This window comes from Streptomyces sp. NBC_00162 (assembly GCF_024611995.1).
Classification (GTDB): Bacteria; Actinomycetota; Actinomycetes; order Streptomycetales; family Streptomycetaceae; genus Streptomyces.
In genome coordinates, this window is sequence record NZ_CP102509.1 from 4,149,636 (window position 1) to 4,164,401 (window position 14,766).

The following is a 14,766-nucleotide window of genomic DNA, read 5'->3' on the forward strand; positions in this document are numbered from 1 at the left end:
GGCGCCTGACGGCCAACCGGCTGTACACGGCAAGCGGTCGTCCCGGAAGACTGGGCCGACCGCTTTCTCTTTGGCATGATCCCGGCAGCAACAGACCCGGGGGAGCCCAATGATCCTGACCGTCACGCTCAACACCGCGCTCGACGTCACGTACCGCGTGCCGCGGCTGCTGCCGCACGCCTCGCACCGGGTCGCCGCGGTCAGCGAGCGCCCCGGCGGCAAGGGGATCAACGTGGCCCGCGTACTGGCCGCCCTCGGCCACGAGGTGACGGCCACGGGCTTCACGGGCGGCCCGGTCGGCGCCGTCGTACGGGACCTGCTCGCGCAGTCCCCGGGCGTGGTGGACGCCCTGGTCCCCTGCGCCGGCACCACGCGCCGCACGCTGGCCGTGGTCGACGTGGCCTCCGGCGACACCACGCAGTTCAACGAACCGGGCCCGCTGATCTCGGCAGCGGAGTGGTCCGGCTTCCTGGACCGGTACGAGGACCTGCTGGCGGCCGGGGCCCGCGCCGTGGCCCTGTGCGGCAGCCTGCCGCCCGGCGTGCCGGTGGGCGCGTACGCGGTGCTCGTACGGGCCGCCCGGGCGGCCGGGGTCCCGGTCCTGCTGGACACCAGCGGCGAGGCCCTGCGCCGCGGGGTCGCCGCCCGCCCCGAGATCATCAAGCCGAACGCCGCCGAGCTCGCCGAGCTGACCGGATCCCGCGAGCCGCTCCCCGCCACCCGCGACGCCCGCCGCCGGGGCGCCCACGCCGTGGTCACCTCGCTCGGCCCGGACGGCCTGCTGGCCGCCACCCCCGAGGGCGCCTGGCGGGCGGCCCCGCCGCGCACCCTGACCGGCAACCCCACCGGCGCCGGCGACTCCGCCGTCGCCGGGCTGCTGTCGGCCCTGACGGAGGGCCTGGACTGGCCGGAGCGGCTGGCCCGCGCGGTCGCCCTCTCGGCGGCCACGGTGCACGCCCCGACGGCGGGAGAGTTCGACCCCCGCACCTACGAGGAGGTACGGGGGTCGGTGAAGGTCACGCAGGCCGACTAGGGCCGCGGCCTCACTCCTTTTCGAGCCACAGCTGGTCGAGGAGGACGTCGCACTGGTTGCCGGCCTCGCACGAGATCTTGATCGTGTTCGAGCCCTGCTTGAGCTGCACGATCGAGTACGTGTTGGTCCAGCCCTTCGCCCAGTCGCCCTCGGCGGCCTTGGAGAAGTTCTTCATGTTGATCGGCCGGGACTGGGCCTCACCGTTGATGGTCAGCGTGGTGTTGGCGTCCTTGCCCGGCACCCCGTAGGTCATCTTCAGCTTGTAACCGCCCGCCTTGGGCACGTCGAGCGTCCAGGTCGCCGCTGCGCCGAGCGCGTTCAGGCCGCCCACGTACTGGCCTCCGGCGCTCTTGGCACCCGGCACGGTGTTCTGCAGCATCGCGCCGCCCGTCAGGGACATGCCCGCACCGGCGAAGTCCGCCTTAGGGAGCGGGGCCTCGGAGGGCTGCGGGGCGCTCGGGGCCGGGCTCGACGAGTTCTGCGGGGCGGTCGACTGCTGGTTGCCCTTCGCCGCGCCGTTCTTGTCCTTGCCGTCCTTGTTGCCGAAGGCCACGGCCGCGCCGATGCCGATCGCGACCGCGGCGACCACCGCGACGGCCGCGATGAGCAGACCCTTGCGGCTGGAGCCACCGCCGCCGTGACCACCGTGACCGCCGTGGCCGCCGGAGTGCGCGATCGACTGCGTCTGGTGCTGCGGGGGCTGCTGCTGCGGCGGAACGCCGTAGCCGCCCGCCTGGAGCGCCTCAGGGGCCTGGTACTGCGCCTGGTAGGCCGGCGCGGGCTGCGCGGGCACCTGTCCACGCTGGGCGCCGCCGTTCCTGCGCTCACCGACCGTCCGCACCTGGTGGTGGGAGGTACGGGGAACCCCGCGCTGCGCGCCGGAAGGACCGCCTGCCGCGGGCCCCGGGTAGCCGTATGCGCCGCCCTGGCCGGGCGGGGTGGCGCCGGCCGCCTGGCCGTCCTCGTAGAGGTAGCCGAACGGATCGTCGTCCTCGGGCTTGTTCGCCCCACCGTGCGGGCCGTTGTTCGCGGGCGTCGTCATCGCAGGTCACTCCTTTCGACCCCCGGGAGCCTACCCCGAACACGTGCACCTACGAGCGGCCGATCGCCTCAGCCCGCCCGGCGGTGTGCCTTGGAGCGGGACCTTTTCTCGATGTACATCCGCTGGTCGGCGGAGCGCAGCACCTCGTCCGCCGACATGCCGCAGCTGGCCCAGCCGATGCCGAAACTGGCCCCGACACGGACGGCACGGCCGTCGACCCGGATCGGCGGGATGATCGCGTTGCGCAGCCGGACGGCGAGATCGGCGGCGTCGGCGGCGCCCAGTCCGTCGGCGAGGACGACGAACTCGTCACCACCCAGCCGAGCGACGGTGTCACCGTCCCTGACGCCGGTCGTCAACCGCCGGGCCACCTCGATCAGGACCGCGTCACCCGTGTGGTGTCCGAACCGGTCGTTGATCGACTTGAAGCCGTCGAGGTCGCAGAAGAGCACCGCGAGCCCCTTCGTCCCGTCGTCGACGTCCGTCGCGGGCGCCACCGTGTGCACGTGGTGGTCGTACGGGCCGTCCGCCTGGGCGGGCAGGGTCCCGGGGTACTCGAAGGGCTCGGGCCCGGGCCCGGAGAACACGTGGGAGGCGTCGGGCTGAAAGCCGTGCTCGGCGGCACCACCCGCCTCGGGCCGCGTCTCGTACGCCGCGTCCAGGGCCTCGACGGCGGTGGCCCGTACGGACTGGGGTCTGCGGCACAGCCGCGCGCCGAGCCGGGCCCGCAGCTCGGCGCTGTTGGGCAGCCCGGTCAGCGAGTCGTGGCTGGCCCGGTGGGCGAGCTGGAGCTCGTGGCGCTTGCGCTCCTCGATGTCCTCGACGTGCGTGAGCAGGAACCGCGGCCCGTCGGCGGCGTCGGCGACCACGGAATTGCGCAGCGAGACCCATACGTACGTGCCGTCGCGCCGGCCCAGGCGCAGCTCGGCGCGCCCGCCCTCGGCAGAGGTCCGCAGCAGGGTCCCGATGTCCTCGGGGTGGACCAGGTCGGAGAAGGAGTAGCGGCGCAGGACGGAGGCCGGGCGGCCCAGCAGCCGGCACAGCGCGTCGTTGGTCCGCAGCAGCCGGCCGTGCTGGTCGCCGCCCATCTCGGCGATGGCCATGCCGCTGGGCGCGTACTCGAAGGCCTGCCGGAAGGACTCCTCGCTGGCGCGCAGTGCCTGCTGCTCGCGCTCGAGGCGGACCAGGGCCCGCTGCATGTTCGCGCGGAGTCTGGCATTGCTGATCGCAATCGCCGCCTGGAAGGCGTACATCTGGAGCGCCTCGCGGCCCCAGGCGCCGGGCCTGCGGCCATTGCGCGGTCTGTCCACCGAAATGACACCCAGAAGTTCCCCGCCGGACGCATACATGGGGGCGTAGAGCCGGTCCTCGGGGTGCCACTCGTCCTCGAACCGCGGTTCGGGGCCGTCCGTGTGCCACTGGGGGACGTCGTCCTCCATGAGGACCCAGCCCTCGGTGTGCGGGATGAAGCGGAGCCCGTCCCAGTTCTCACCCATCGTCAGACGGCGTTCCCAGGAGGCGCGGGAGCCGACGCGGCCGGTGATGAGGGCCTCCGCGGCGGGGTCGCCGGCGAAGGCGGCGACGACGAGATCACCGTCCGGGCGTACGAGATTGACACAGGCGAGTTCGTAGCCGAGGCCCACGACGATGCCGTCCACGACGGTCTGCAGAGTGTCCGCCAGGCTCCGGGCCGTATTGAGCTCGGCCACCACCCGGTGCAGCTGCCGCAGGGTCGCAAGACGGACGTACGGCTCCGACTCGGTCTCCATTGCTCGCTCTCCCCGAGACCTCGACAGCAACTCCAGGTTTGTCATCGGCGTTTCGTTGCGGTGTCCCGTCCACTGAATCACAGTGAGCTGTGCGGCAGGTACACAGGGTCAACAAATCTTGCTCTCTGTGACTTAAGTCACATGAGATGAAAAAGAGTGCCCAACGGGCGGGTGAAGACTGGGAGCGCTCCCCCTCATTCCCGGGAGCAAACGATACGCCCGGGTCCTAGGACAAGGGGCGGGGCGCGAGTCGGACCAGGGCCCGATGTGCGTACGGGGAGGCGGGATTAGCGTTCCCGTCGTGCTGAAGACGACCCCCGTAACCACCGTGCCCCATGCCAGCCCCCATGCTGAGGGAGTGAGCAACGAAGAGTTCCGGGCCGCCATGTCCCGGCTGGCGGCAGGCGTGTGCCTGATCACCGCGCGCGAGACCCCTCTGGCGGCGGACGGCCCGCGCGGCGAGGACGTCGGCATGACGGCGACCGCTTTCCTGTCCGTGTCCCTGGATCCGCCCCTGGTGCTGGTGAGCGTGCGCGAGGGCTCGCGGATGGACGACCTGCTGGCGGAGCAGCCGCTGTGGGCGGTCTCGCTCCTCGCCGACCACCAGCTCCAGATCGCCGGCCGGTTCGCCATGAAGGGCCGGATCAGCGACCGGCTGCTCTTCGCCGACCTCCCCTGCACGCGCGGCGAGGCCTCCGGCGCCCCGCTGCTGAGCGGCGCCCTGGCCACCCTCGAATGCCGTACGGAGAACCGCGTCGAGGCGGGCGACCACACGCTGGTGATCGGCCGCGTCCTGACCGCCGCCCTGCCCTCCCCCGACGGGCAGCCGCTGACGTACTTCCGGGGCCGCTACCGCCACCTGGGCCAGTAGTCCCGGACGGGCGGTGCTACCAGTCGCGGCCGGTGCGGCCGCGCTTGGTCTCGGCGCGCGCCTTCTTCTCGCGCAGCCGCCGCTCGTTGATCCCCCGCGGGATCTTCGTCGCCCGGCGCGGCTTCGGCGGCGGCGCCGTCGCCTCGGCCAGCAGCGAAGCCAGCCGGACCAGCGCCATCTCCCGGTTGCGGAACTGCGAGCGGTGCTCGGATGCCCGTACGGTCACCACCCCGTCGACCAGGCGGGAGGCGAGCCGCTCCAGCGCCCGCGCCTTCCACACCTCGGGCAGCGCGTTCGTCGCCGCCACGTCGAAGAGCAGCTCCACGCGGGAGTCCGAGGTGTTCACGTGCTGGCCGCCCGGTCCGGAGGACCGCGAGAAACGCCAGGCGAGCTCGCCCTCGGGGAGCACGACCGAACCGCGGATGACATAAGGACCAGGCATGCCCCCTATGATCCGTGCCCGCCCTCGCCACGTCACCCGCATTTCACCCGGGGCCGATTTCACATGGGAACCTGACCGCCCCCTCGTGGCGTTAGAGGGGTGAGCGGTAATTTGACCGCCTGTACGTGCATGTCGGATGAGGAAAGGGACATTCCCATGGCTGTAAGCCTGTCCAAGGGCGGCAACGTCTCGCTCACGAAGGAGGCCCCCGGCCTCGCTGCCGTCACGGTCGGCCTCGGCTGGGACGTCCGTACGACCACCGGTGTCGACTTCGACCTCGACGCCTCGGCCATCGCGGTCAACCCGACCGGCAAGGTCGTCTCGGACGGCCACTTCGTCTTCTTCAACAACAAGTCCACCCCGGACCAGACCATCGTCCACACCGGTGACAACCGCACCGGCGAGGGCGCGGGCGACGACGAGGCCATCAACGTCAACCTCGCCGGTCTCCCCGCCGACGTGGACAAGATCGTCTTCCCGGTCTCCATCTACGACGCCGAGGCCCGCAGCCAGAACTTCGGCCAGGTCCGCAACGCGTACATCCGCGTCGTGAACCAGGCCGGCGGCGCCGAGATCGCCCGCTACGACCTCTCCGAGGACGCGGCGACCGAGACCGCCATGGTCTTCGGCGAGCTGTACCGCAACGGTGCCGAGTGGAAGTTCCGCGCGGTCGGCCAGGGCTACGCCTCCGGCCTCACCGGCATCGCCCAGGACTTCGGCGTCAACGTCTAAGACCGGCGGATTTACGGCGAAGCCCCCTCCCGGCCGTCCGGGGAGGGGGCTTCGCTACCGTTCAGCAGGTGATCCTTCAACCGCTCGTCCCCGTGGACGGCGACCTGCCCGGTCCGGTCCTCACCGAGATCGCCGCCCTGTACGCGACGAACCACGCGTTCTTCGAACTCAGCGGCGACTTCCCCGATCCGGGCCGCATCACGGTCGAACAGGTCGCGGCCGCCCTCGCCGACGAACTCGCCCATGACGGCGCCGAGGTCCTCCTCGCCCGCTCCGCAGGCCGGCTCGTCGGCATGGCCACCACCCTGGCCCACCACCCTGACCCGGCCTCCGAGGACCCGGACCCGTGGATCGGGCTGCTGCTCATCGACGCCACCGCGCACCGCGAGGGATACGGCCGCGCCGTGGCCACCCTGGTCGAGGACCACTTCCGGGCCGCGGGACGGGCGGGCGTACGCCTGGCCGTACTGGCGAACAACCCCAAGGCCCTCGCGTTCTGGCAGTCCCAGGGCTACGGGTTCCTGCGCCGGGCCAGGGACCGCGAGCTGGGCCGCGAGTGCACCGTGCTGCGCAAACCCCTCACTGCCGAACTGCCTTAGCGGGGGCTGTCCTTCCCGTACAGCCACACGTCCCAGACCTTCTTCAGGTCGTGACCCGTCTGCCGCTCCGCGTACGCGGTGAAGTCGGCCGTACTCGCGTTCCCGTGCCGGTGCTCGGCGGCCCAGCCGCGCACCAGGGCGAAGAACTTCTCGTCGCCGACCTCCTGACGGATCCGGTGCAGCACCATCGCACCGCGGAAGTACACCGGGTTCCCGGAAATGTGCTCGGGACCGGGCGGGGCGGCCGGCGGGAAGGCGTCCCAGTCGGAGTCGGCCCCCTCGTCGACCTCGGTGTCACCGGCCAGGAACGCCTCGAAGCGCTTCTGCGCGGTGACCCCGCCGTGGTCCTCGGCCCACAGCCACTCCGCGTACGTCGCGAAGCCCTCGTTGAGCCACATGTCCTTCCAGGACTTCGGCGACACCGAGTTGCCGAACCACTGGTGGGCGAGCTCGTGCAGCACGAGATCCTCGCTGCCCGGCGCGCCGGAGAAGACCGGCCTGGTCTGCGTCTCCAGCGCGTACGCGAGGGTCCCGGCGGGCAGCACGATCGCCCCCGCGGTGCTGAAGGGGTACGGGCCGAAGCGGCCGGCGCCCCACTCCACCATCTCCGGCACCCGCGCGAGGTCCCCCGCGCTCGCCGCCGCCTCCCCGGGCGCCACCGCGTCGTACAGGGCCACCCCCGACGGGGTCCGCCCGGTCGCCACCCGGTACTTGCCGACGACCGCGGTCGCCAGATAGCTCGCCATCGGCTCCGGACTGTGCCACGCGAACGCGGTGCGCCCGTCGGCCTGCGTGGTCCGGGCGCGCAACTCGCCGTTCGACACGGCCTCGTAGCCCTTCGGCACGGTGATCGTGATGTCGTAGGTGGCCTTGTCGCTGGGGTGGTGGTTGCCCGGGAACCAGGTCATCGACCCCACCGGCTCGCCGACGCCCACCGCGCCGTCCTCGGTGGTGATCCAGCCCTCCTTGGCGCCGTCCGCGTCCGTGAGGGCCTTCGGCCGGCCGGAGTAGTCGACCTCCGTGACGAAGACCTCGCCCTTCTCCAGGTCCTCGGCCGGGCGCACGGTCAGCTCGTTGCCGGTCCGGTTGTACCGGGCCCCGGCGCCCTGCACCGTCACGCCCTCGACCTTCAGGCCGCTGAGGTCGAGGTTGAAGGAGCTCAGCCCCTGCTCGGCGCGGGCGGTGATCACCGCCGTGCCGTGCAGCAGGCCGTCGCCGGGGTCGTAATCCAGGTCCAGCTCGTAGTGCTCGACCTGATAACCGCCGTTGCCCGCCTTGGGGAAGTACGGATCGCGCAGCCCCGACGCACCCGGCCGCCCATGCACGGTGCCGCCCGTACACGCCGTGGTGAGGGCGAGCAGGGCGGCAACGGCAGGGGCGGCGAGGCGGGAGAGCGCACGGTGTTCCACGCGCTCGATCCTAGGTCGTGCCGGCCGGCGGACTACTTGGCGAGCGCGTCGGCTCCGGCCTTGGCGAACTTCTCGTCCAGGTCACCGCTCGGGGCGCCGGCCACACCGATGCCGGCGACCGGGGCGCCGTTCGCCTGGACCGGGGTGCCGCCGCCGAGGAACAGGGTGCCGGGGATGTCCTTCAGGTTCGGGGTCTGGGCGAGGCGGCCCACGAGCACCGAGGTCGGGGCGTTCCAGGACACGGCGGTGAAGGCCTTGCGCTGCGCCGACTCGTAGGACTGCGGGCCCGCGCCGTCGCCGCGCAGGGTGACGATGGTGTTGCCGTTGCGGTCCACGACCGCGACCGTCACCTTCTGGTTCTCCTTCTGCGCGGCCTCGAGCGCGGCCGTGGCGGCGCGGGTGGCGGCGTCGATGGTGAGGTGGGTCGAGGTGGTGAAGTTCTTGTCGTCCGTCTCCTGCTTCTTCGCGGAGACGGCGGCCGTGCCGGTGTTCGTGGTGGCGCTGGCGCTGACGGCGCCGAAGGTCCCGGCGCCGAGCGCGACGGCGAGGGCGGTACCGGTGAGAACGCGGGTGCGGGTCTTCATCTCTGCTCCTGACAACGGTGAGGCGGTGACATCACCAAGCCTGGGCGGAAACCCCCCGCCGCCCCGTCGCCGTACCGGCTCCGACCACCTACCGGACCGGCTGACCCGGGGGTCATCCGATCGGTCGATGCGCCCGCGGCCGTCGTTCGTATTGGCTGGTCAGCCCAGGGCGCGGCCCCGGCAGCGGCGCCGACCGCGGTGCCTCGGCCGACAATGGACGCACGCCCCCCACCCCAGGAGCACCCCGTGAGCCAGCCCCCGCGGAAACCGGACACCCGCACGCTGGCCACCGTCATGCACACGGCGTTCTTCCTCCTCCTCGGCGCCTCGGTGGCCCGCTTCCTGCTGCGCCATCCCGGCGAGCCCCGCACCCCGTGGGTCATCGCCCTCAGCATCGCCCTGGCACTGCTCTACGTACTCGGCCCCGCCCTCGGCGCCGCCCCCACCGCGCGCCGCCGCCTCTGGCTCGGCCTGGTCGTCACGACCTGGGTGGTCCTCGTCGTCCTCGCGCCGAGCTTCGCCTGGTGCGCCGTTCCGCTCTTCTTCACCGCCCTGCGCACCCTCCCCCCGCGCGCCGCGATCGTCCTCGTCGCCCTCCTCACGGGCCTCGTGGTCGTCGCCCAGCTGAAACTGGCCAAGGAGTTCGACCCCAACCTGCTGCTCGCGCCGCCGGCCGTCGCCGCCCTCGCCACCGCCGTCTTCGTCCACATGGAGCGCCAGGCCCAGGCCCAGCGCGCACTGATCGACGACCTGATCCGCACCCGCCGGGAGCTGGCCGCCACCGAACGCCGCGAAGGCACCCTCGCCGAACGCCAGCGGCTGTCCATGGAGATCCACGACACCCTCGCCCAGAACCTCTCCAGCCAGCAGATGCTCCTCCAGGCCGCCGACCGCACCTGGGACACCGACCCCGGCACCGCCCGCGCGCACGTCCGTACCGCCACCGGCATCGCGGCGCGCGGGCTCGCCGAGGCCCGCCGCCTGGTCCACGACCTGGCCCCGGCCGAGCTCGCCGACGGCGCCGGCCTCGCCGACGCCCTGCGCGCCCTGGACGCCGGCCCGGACGTCGAGGTGCGCTTCCACCTCGAAGGCGCCCCGGCCCCGCTCCCCGACCGCGTCCAGTCCGCGCTGCTGCGCATAGCCCAGGGCGCCCTGGCCAACGTCCGCGAACACTCCGGCGCCCGGACGGCCGCACTCACCCTCAGCTTCCTGGGCGACCAGGTGGTCCTCGACATCGCCGACGACGGCCACGGCTTCACCGAGCCCCGCGACGACGCCGCCGAACGCGCCGAACGCGGGCACGGCCTCCCGGCGATGCGGGCCCGCGTCCGCCAGCTCGGCAGCACCCTGACCATCGAATCCACCCCCGGCGAGGGCACCGTCCTCTCTGCGGCCATCCCCCTGGAGCCCACCGGATGACGACGATCCTGCTCTGCGACGACCACGTGGTGGTCCGTGCCGGGCTCCTGGCCCTGCTCGGCAGCGAACCCGACATCGAGGTGCTCGGTGAAGCGGGCAGCGGCGAGGAGGCCGTCGCCCTGGCCGCCAAACTCCGCCCCGACGTCGTCCTCATGGACCTCCAGCTGGGCGAGGGCATCGACGGCGTCGAGGCCACCCGCCGCATCACCGCCCTCCCCGGCCCGCCGCACGTCCTCGTCCTCACCACGTACGACACCGACGCGGACATCACACGGGCCATCGGCGCGGGCGCGACCGGCTACCTCCTCAAGGCGGAACGCCCCGAGGAGCTCTTCGCCGCCATCCACTCGGCCGCCCAGGGCCGCACCACCCTCTCCCCGCCCGTGGCCAGCCGCGTCATGGCCCACATGCGGGGCACCCGCCCCACCCTGACCGACCGCGAGCTGGACATCCTGGGCCAGCTGGCCCGCGGCCTCGGCAACCGCGACATCGCCCGCGCCCTCTTCATCAGCGAGGCCACCGTCAAGACCCACCTCGGCCGCATCTACGACAAGCTCGGCGTCGACACCCGCGCCGGCGCCGTCTCGGTCGCCAAGGAGCAGCGCCTGCTGCCGTGACGCCTCGATGCGGGGCGGCGCCGAAGCCGTGACACCATCGGGTACGTGCTCGACATCGGCTACTCCCTCTCCCGGCGCTTCCCCGACCCCCCGCAGACCGACTACCGCTCGGCGGACGTCCACACCCTGCGGCACGACCTGTTCTGCGGGGACGTCTACCTCGCGGACACCGACAAGGACCGGGAAGTGTCCACAGCCTGGGGATGGGTGCCGGTACTGGACTTCGCCTGGGCCCTGTGCGACATCGTCGAACAGCTCGACCGGGACCCGCGCGGCAACCGCTCCGCCAACCGCCAGTACGCCGAGCTCGACTTCACCGAATCCACGGACCGGATGCTCTTCGAGCGCCGCTTCGGCTGGGTCGACATCGAGGCCGACTGGATGCCGGGCGACGAGGACCCGCTGACCTTCAGCCACCGCCTGCTGCGCCGCGAGGCCCGCGACTTCCTGCACGACCTCATCGCGGACCTCGTCGACATGCACGAGGGCCTCGGCGACAACCCGGCCATCTGGACCCTCCAGGCCCGCTTCCCCCGGGTCCCGGCCTAGGCCCTGTCCGGGGCGTCTCTTCCTGCGGGTGGCCTCAGGCCACCACCCGTACCCCCAGCTGCGCGGCCAGCGCCGGGGCCAGGTCGAACAGCTGCGCCGGGCTGATCACCGCCCCGGCCAGCGAGTCCAGCCCGCGTGCGATCTCCAGTACGCCCGCGGCGCGCAGATCCACGTCCGTCATCCGCGCCCCGCCGAAGTCCACTCCCCGCAGCGCGCAGTCCCGGAACTCCACCCGCTCCAGCACGGCGTCCCCGAAGTCCGGCTCCACCAGCACGCACCCCTCGAAGACCACGTCCTTGAGCCGCGCCTGCCGCAGGTTCAGGTAGTCGATCTTGCCGCCGCGTACGAGGACCCGCTCCAGCACCGCCCCGTGCAGCTGCACCCCGCCCAGCCGGGCGTCCACCAGCTCCACGTCCCGCAGCGAAGCCCCCGCCAGGTCCGTCCCCACGCCCCGGACCCCCTCCAGCACCGAGTCCAGGAACCGCGCCTTGCGCAGCCCCGCCTCGTCCAGCACGCACCGCCGCACCGCGCAGTCCATGAACTGCGCCCCGACCCCCTCCTGCCCCGTGAGGTCCAGGTCCGCGAACTCCAGCCCGTCGTAGTCCCCGTCCGGTTCCAGCTCACCCGCTTCCCACACCGACAGCTCCGGCAGCCGTACCTCCGGCCGCCGCGCCGCCTTCACCGTCTCCTGCTGCCCTTTGCGCGCCATCACCCCATCGTGGCCCAGCCCACTGACAACGCCGCGCATCGCCGAAGCCGCCACCAGCCGCCCTAACGCCCCAGCTCCGCCAGTGCCCCGTCCGTCAAGCGGTAGACCGACCACTCGTCCTGCAGGCGCGCGCCCAGGGATTCGTAGAACTCGATCGACGGCGTGTTCCAGTTCAGGACCGACCACTCCAGCCGCCCGTAGCCGCGCTCCACGCAGATCCGCGCCAGCTCCCGCAGCAGGGCCTTGCCGTAGCCGCCGCCACGGGCGCCCGGGCGGACGTACAAGTCCTCCAGGTAGATGCCGTGCACCCCGCGCCACGTCGAGAAGTTGAGGAACCACACCGAGAAGCCGACGACCTCGCCCTGCGCCGATTCCGCGATGTGCGCGAACGCCGCCGACCGCTCCCCGAACAGCGCCTCCCGCAGCTGCTCCTCGGTCGCGCGCGCCTCGTGCGGCACCTTCTCGTACTCCGCGAGCTCGCGGATCATCGCCTGGATGACGGGAACATCGGTGACTTCAGCATTCCGGATCATGCCCCGCACCCTAAACGGGCGTCCTGCGCGAGCCCAGCAGTTCCTCCGCCACCGCCACCTGCTCCGCCCCCAGCCGCTCCTCCCCCTCCTCCACGTCCCACAGGCAGTTCTGCACCACCCGCCCCAGCGTCCACGCCCGCGCCCGGTCCCGGTCCCGGTCCAGTCCCGTCACCTCCGTCAGCAGGTCGAAGCGCCACCGCACCTCCTGCGCACGGAAGTTGTTCACGATCGCCGGCAGCAGCTCGAACCCCGGATCGCCCGACAGCGGCTTCGGGTCGATCGCCAGCCACGGCTCCCGGCGCCCCGCCAGCACGTTGTCGTAGTGCAGGTCCCAGTGCAGCAACCGGTCGCCCGGCTCCCCCGCGACCTCCGCCAACGCCGCCGCGCACCGCCCGAGCAGCCGCCGCTCCCGCCCGTCCGCCAGCCGACCCAGCGCCTGCGGCAGGTCGTCCAGCATCCCGGCGGCCATCTCCCCGAGCCCGCGCAGCCCCGCCGGCGCCGGGACCGCCGTCAGCCGCGCCAGCAGCTCCGCGACCACCTGGACCGCCCGGCGCGAATCCCGCTCCGCGAGCGCCGACAAGTGGCGCCCCTCGTCCAGCCGTTCCAGCAGCAGCGTGCCCGTCTCCGCGTCGTACTCCAGCAGCCGTACGGCGCCCTCCCCGCCCCACGCGCGCAGCGCGACCGGCTCCCCGGCGCTCTCCTCGTCCACCCGCTGGAGCTTCAGCGCCGCCGCACTCCCGTCGGCCCGCACCACCGGCAGCACCAGCGCCGTCACCCCGTGCATCACCGGCCCCGTACGCCGCAGCTCCCACCGCTCCAGGAACCGGGCCGCCCGCGCCGGCAGCCCGGCGATGAACTCCCGGCCCGCCTCGCCGTTCCACCTGATCTGCGCCCGGACCAGACCTTCCGGAATCTCCGAGATGTCCATCACCGCCCGACCCTACGACGCCGCCGCGGTCCCCACATCGGCCATCCGGCCTGGAATCACCCCCCGAAGCACGACAACCAGTCCATGGACGCGCCGCCGGAACCAGGTGTACCAACTCCCCCATGACGATCAACGGCGGCATCTCCTTCTGGTACGCGACCGACCGCACCGCCCCCACCACCCCACCGCGCCCACCCCTGACCGCCGACGCCACGGCCGATGTCGTCATCGTGGGCGGCGGCTACACGGGCCTGTGGACCGCCTACTACCTGAAGGCGTCCGCCCCCGACCTGCGCGTGACCGTCCTGGAGCAGAAGTTCTGCGGGTACGGAGCCTCCGGCCGCAACGGCGGCTGGCTCTACAACGGCATCGCCGGCCGCGACCGCTACGCCGCGCTCCACGGCCACCAGGCCGCCCAGCGCCTCCAGCAGGCCATGAACGACACGGTCACCGAGGTCATCGAGGTGGCGGCCAAGGAAGGGATCGACGCCGACATCCACCGCGGCGGCGTCCTCGAGGTCGCCCGCACCCCCGCCCAGCTCACCCGCCTCAAGGCCTTCCACGCCGCCGAACTCGCCTTCGGCGAAACCGACCGCGAGCTGCACGACGCCACCGCCACCCGCGCCCGCATCGACATCGCCGACGCCGTCGGCTCGAGCTGGACCCCGCACGGCGCCCGCATCCACCCCCTGAAGCTGGCCAGGGGCCTGGCCGCGGCCTGCGAACGGCTGGGCGTGGTGATCCACGAGTCCACCCCCGTCACGGAGATCGCCCCGCGCAAGGCCGTCACCCCCTACGGCACCGTCCGCGCCCCGTACATACTGCGCTGCACGGAGGGCTTCACCGCCGCCCTCAAGGGCCAGAAGCGCTCGTGGCTCCCGATGAACTCCTCGATGATCGTGACGGCCCCGATCCCGGAGTCCACGTGGCAGCAGCTGTCCTGGTCGGACTCGACGCTCCTGGGGGACATGGCCCACGCCTACATGTACGCCCAGCGCACCGCCGACGGCCGCATCGCGATCGGCGGCCGCGGGGTGCCGTACCGATTCGGCTCGCGCACGGACAACGACGGACGCACCCAGCCGGCCACCATCGACTCCCTGCGCGAGCTGCTCTTCTCCTTCTTCCCGGTCCTCACCGGTACGGAGATCACCCACGCCTGGTCGGGTGTCCTCGGCGTCCCGCGCGACTGGTGCGCCACCGTCACCCTGGACGCCGGCACCGGCCTCGGCTGGGCGGGCGGCTACGTCGGCTCCGGCGTCGCCACCGCCAACCTCGCGGGCCGCACCCTGCGCGACCTGATCCTCGGCGAGACCACGGAGCTGACCGCCCTGCCCTGGGTCAACCACCGCGTGCGCCGCTGGGAGCCGGAACCCTTCCGCTGGCTCGGCGTCCAGGCCCTCTACGCCGCCTACCGTCGGGCGGACCGCCACGAAACGGCCAGCCACACCCCGACGACGACCCCGCTGGCCCGGCTGGCCGACCGCATCTCGGGCCGCCACTGATCAGTACGCCGGAAGGCCCCGGGTG

The 14,766-nt window shown here is 72.6% G+C and carries 16 protein-coding genes; 8 read left to right on the forward strand and 8 right to left on the reverse strand.

Annotated elements, in window-relative coordinates:
* Window positions 1-109 precede the first annotated feature (109 nt).
* Entirely contained in the window at window positions 110-1,033 is a 924-nt protein-coding gene (locus JIW86_RS19270) for a 1-phosphofructokinase family hexose kinase (protein ID WP_257555079.1), read from the forward strand.
* A gap of 10 nt (window positions 1,034-1,043) precedes the next feature.
* Here JIW86_RS19270 and JIW86_RS19275 read toward each other — a convergent pair whose 3' ends face one another.
* Together JIW86_RS19275 and cdgB are read right to left on the reverse strand one after the other, a co-directional pair.
* Complete coding sequence (locus JIW86_RS19275) at window positions 1,044-2,075, reverse strand: CBM35 domain-containing protein (protein WP_257555080.1); 1,032 nt, start codon at window positions 2,073-2,075, stop codon at window positions 1,044-1,046.
* A gap of 68 nt (window positions 2,076-2,143) precedes the next feature.
* Window positions 2,144-3,844 (reverse strand): diguanylate cyclase CdgB, encoded by a 1,701-nt coding sequence (cdgB, locus tag JIW86_RS19280; RefSeq protein WP_215139605.1) that lies wholly within the window; start codon window positions 3,842-3,844, stop codon window positions 2,144-2,146.
* Between the two features lie 385 nt (window positions 3,845-4,229).
* On the opposite strand from cdgB, the gene JIW86_RS19285 reads away from it, so the two are divergent.
* Window positions 4,230-4,715 (forward strand): flavin reductase family protein, encoded by a 486-nt coding sequence (locus tag JIW86_RS19285; RefSeq protein WP_406368523.1) that lies wholly within the window; start codon window positions 4,230-4,232, stop codon window positions 4,713-4,715.
* 16 nt (window positions 4,716-4,731) lie between these two features.
* On the opposite strand, the gene arfB is transcribed toward JIW86_RS19285, so the two are convergent.
* Entirely contained in the window at window positions 4,732-5,157 is a 426-nt protein-coding gene (arfB, locus tag JIW86_RS19290; RefSeq protein ID WP_215139607.1) for an alternative ribosome rescue aminoacyl-tRNA hydrolase ArfB, read from the reverse strand.
* 156 nt (window positions 5,158-5,313) lie between these two features.
* Here arfB and JIW86_RS19295 point away from each other — a divergent pair, with 156 nt between their 5' ends.
* Both JIW86_RS19295 and JIW86_RS19300 read left to right on the forward strand, forming a co-directional pair.
* Window positions 5,314-5,889, forward strand: coding sequence for a TerD family protein (locus tag JIW86_RS19295; RefSeq protein WP_030718836.1), 576 nt, complete (start codon window positions 5,314-5,316; stop codon window positions 5,887-5,889).
* Window positions 5,890-5,957: 68 nt separating this feature from the next.
* A complete protein-coding gene (locus tag JIW86_RS19300; RefSeq protein ID WP_257555090.1) occupies window positions 5,958-6,488 on the forward strand; it encodes a GNAT family N-acetyltransferase in 531 nt (176 codons plus the stop codon).
* On the opposite strand, the gene JIW86_RS19305 is transcribed toward JIW86_RS19300, so the two are convergent.
* Both JIW86_RS19305 and JIW86_RS19310 read right to left on the reverse strand, forming a co-directional pair.
* Window positions 6,485-7,897 carry a M1 family metallopeptidase gene (locus tag JIW86_RS19305; RefSeq protein WP_257555092.1) on the reverse strand — a complete coding sequence of 471 codons (1,413 nt, stop codon included), beginning with the start codon at window positions 7,895-7,897 and terminating at the stop codon, window positions 6,485-6,487. The two genes, JIW86_RS19300 and JIW86_RS19305, sit on opposite strands and share 4 nt — an antisense overlap.
* A gap of 32 nt (window positions 7,898-7,929) precedes the next feature.
* Complete coding sequence (locus tag JIW86_RS19310) at window positions 7,930-8,481, reverse strand: GlcG/HbpS family heme-binding protein (protein WP_215139610.1); 552 nt, start codon at window positions 8,479-8,481, stop codon at window positions 7,930-7,932.
* A gap of 213 nt (window positions 8,482-8,694) precedes the next feature.
* On the opposite strand from JIW86_RS19310, the gene JIW86_RS19315 reads away from it, so the two are divergent.
* Genes JIW86_RS19315 through JIW86_RS19325 form a run of 3 tightly spaced genes read left to right on the forward strand, consistent with a single transcriptional unit; the run spans window position 8,695 to window position 11,066 of the window.
* A complete protein-coding gene (locus JIW86_RS19315) occupies window positions 8,695-9,900 on the forward strand; it encodes a sensor histidine kinase (protein WP_257555094.1) in 1,206 nt (401 codons plus the stop codon).
* Entirely contained in the window at window positions 9,897-10,517 is a 621-nt protein-coding gene (locus tag JIW86_RS19320; protein WP_215139612.1) for a response regulator, read from the forward strand. The genes JIW86_RS19315 and JIW86_RS19320 overlap by 4 nt, the downstream gene beginning before the upstream one ends.
* Before the next feature lie 45 nt (window positions 10,518-10,562).
* Window positions 10,563-11,066 carry a hypothetical protein gene (locus JIW86_RS19325; RefSeq protein ID WP_257555096.1) on the forward strand — a complete coding sequence of 168 codons (504 nt, stop codon included), beginning with the start codon at window positions 10,563-10,565 and terminating at the stop codon, window positions 11,064-11,066.
* Window positions 11,067-11,100: 34 nt separating this feature from the next.
* Here JIW86_RS19325 and JIW86_RS19330 read toward each other — a convergent pair whose 3' ends face one another.
* The 3 genes from JIW86_RS19330 to JIW86_RS19340 all read right to left on the reverse strand — a co-directional run bounded on the left by JIW86_RS19330 (window position 11,101) and on the right by JIW86_RS19340 (window position 13,236).
* A complete protein-coding gene (locus JIW86_RS19330) occupies window positions 11,101-11,775 on the reverse strand; it encodes a pentapeptide repeat-containing protein (RefSeq protein ID WP_257555098.1) in 675 nt (224 codons plus the stop codon).
* 62 nt (window positions 11,776-11,837) lie between these two features.
* Entirely contained in the window at window positions 11,838-12,308 is a 471-nt protein-coding gene (locus tag JIW86_RS19335; protein ID WP_257555100.1) for a GNAT family N-acetyltransferase, read from the reverse strand.
* Window positions 12,309-12,318: 10 nt separating this feature from the next.
* A complete protein-coding gene (locus JIW86_RS19340) occupies window positions 12,319-13,236 on the reverse strand; it encodes an aminoglycoside phosphotransferase family protein (RefSeq protein ID WP_257559362.1) in 918 nt (305 codons plus the stop codon).
* A gap of 122 nt (window positions 13,237-13,358) precedes the next feature.
* On the opposite strand from JIW86_RS19340, the gene JIW86_RS19345 reads away from it, so the two are divergent.
* A complete protein-coding gene (locus tag JIW86_RS19345) occupies window positions 13,359-14,741 on the forward strand; it encodes an NAD(P)/FAD-dependent oxidoreductase (protein WP_257555102.1) in 1,383 nt (460 codons plus the stop codon).
* Window positions 14,742-14,766: the final 25 nt, after the last annotated feature.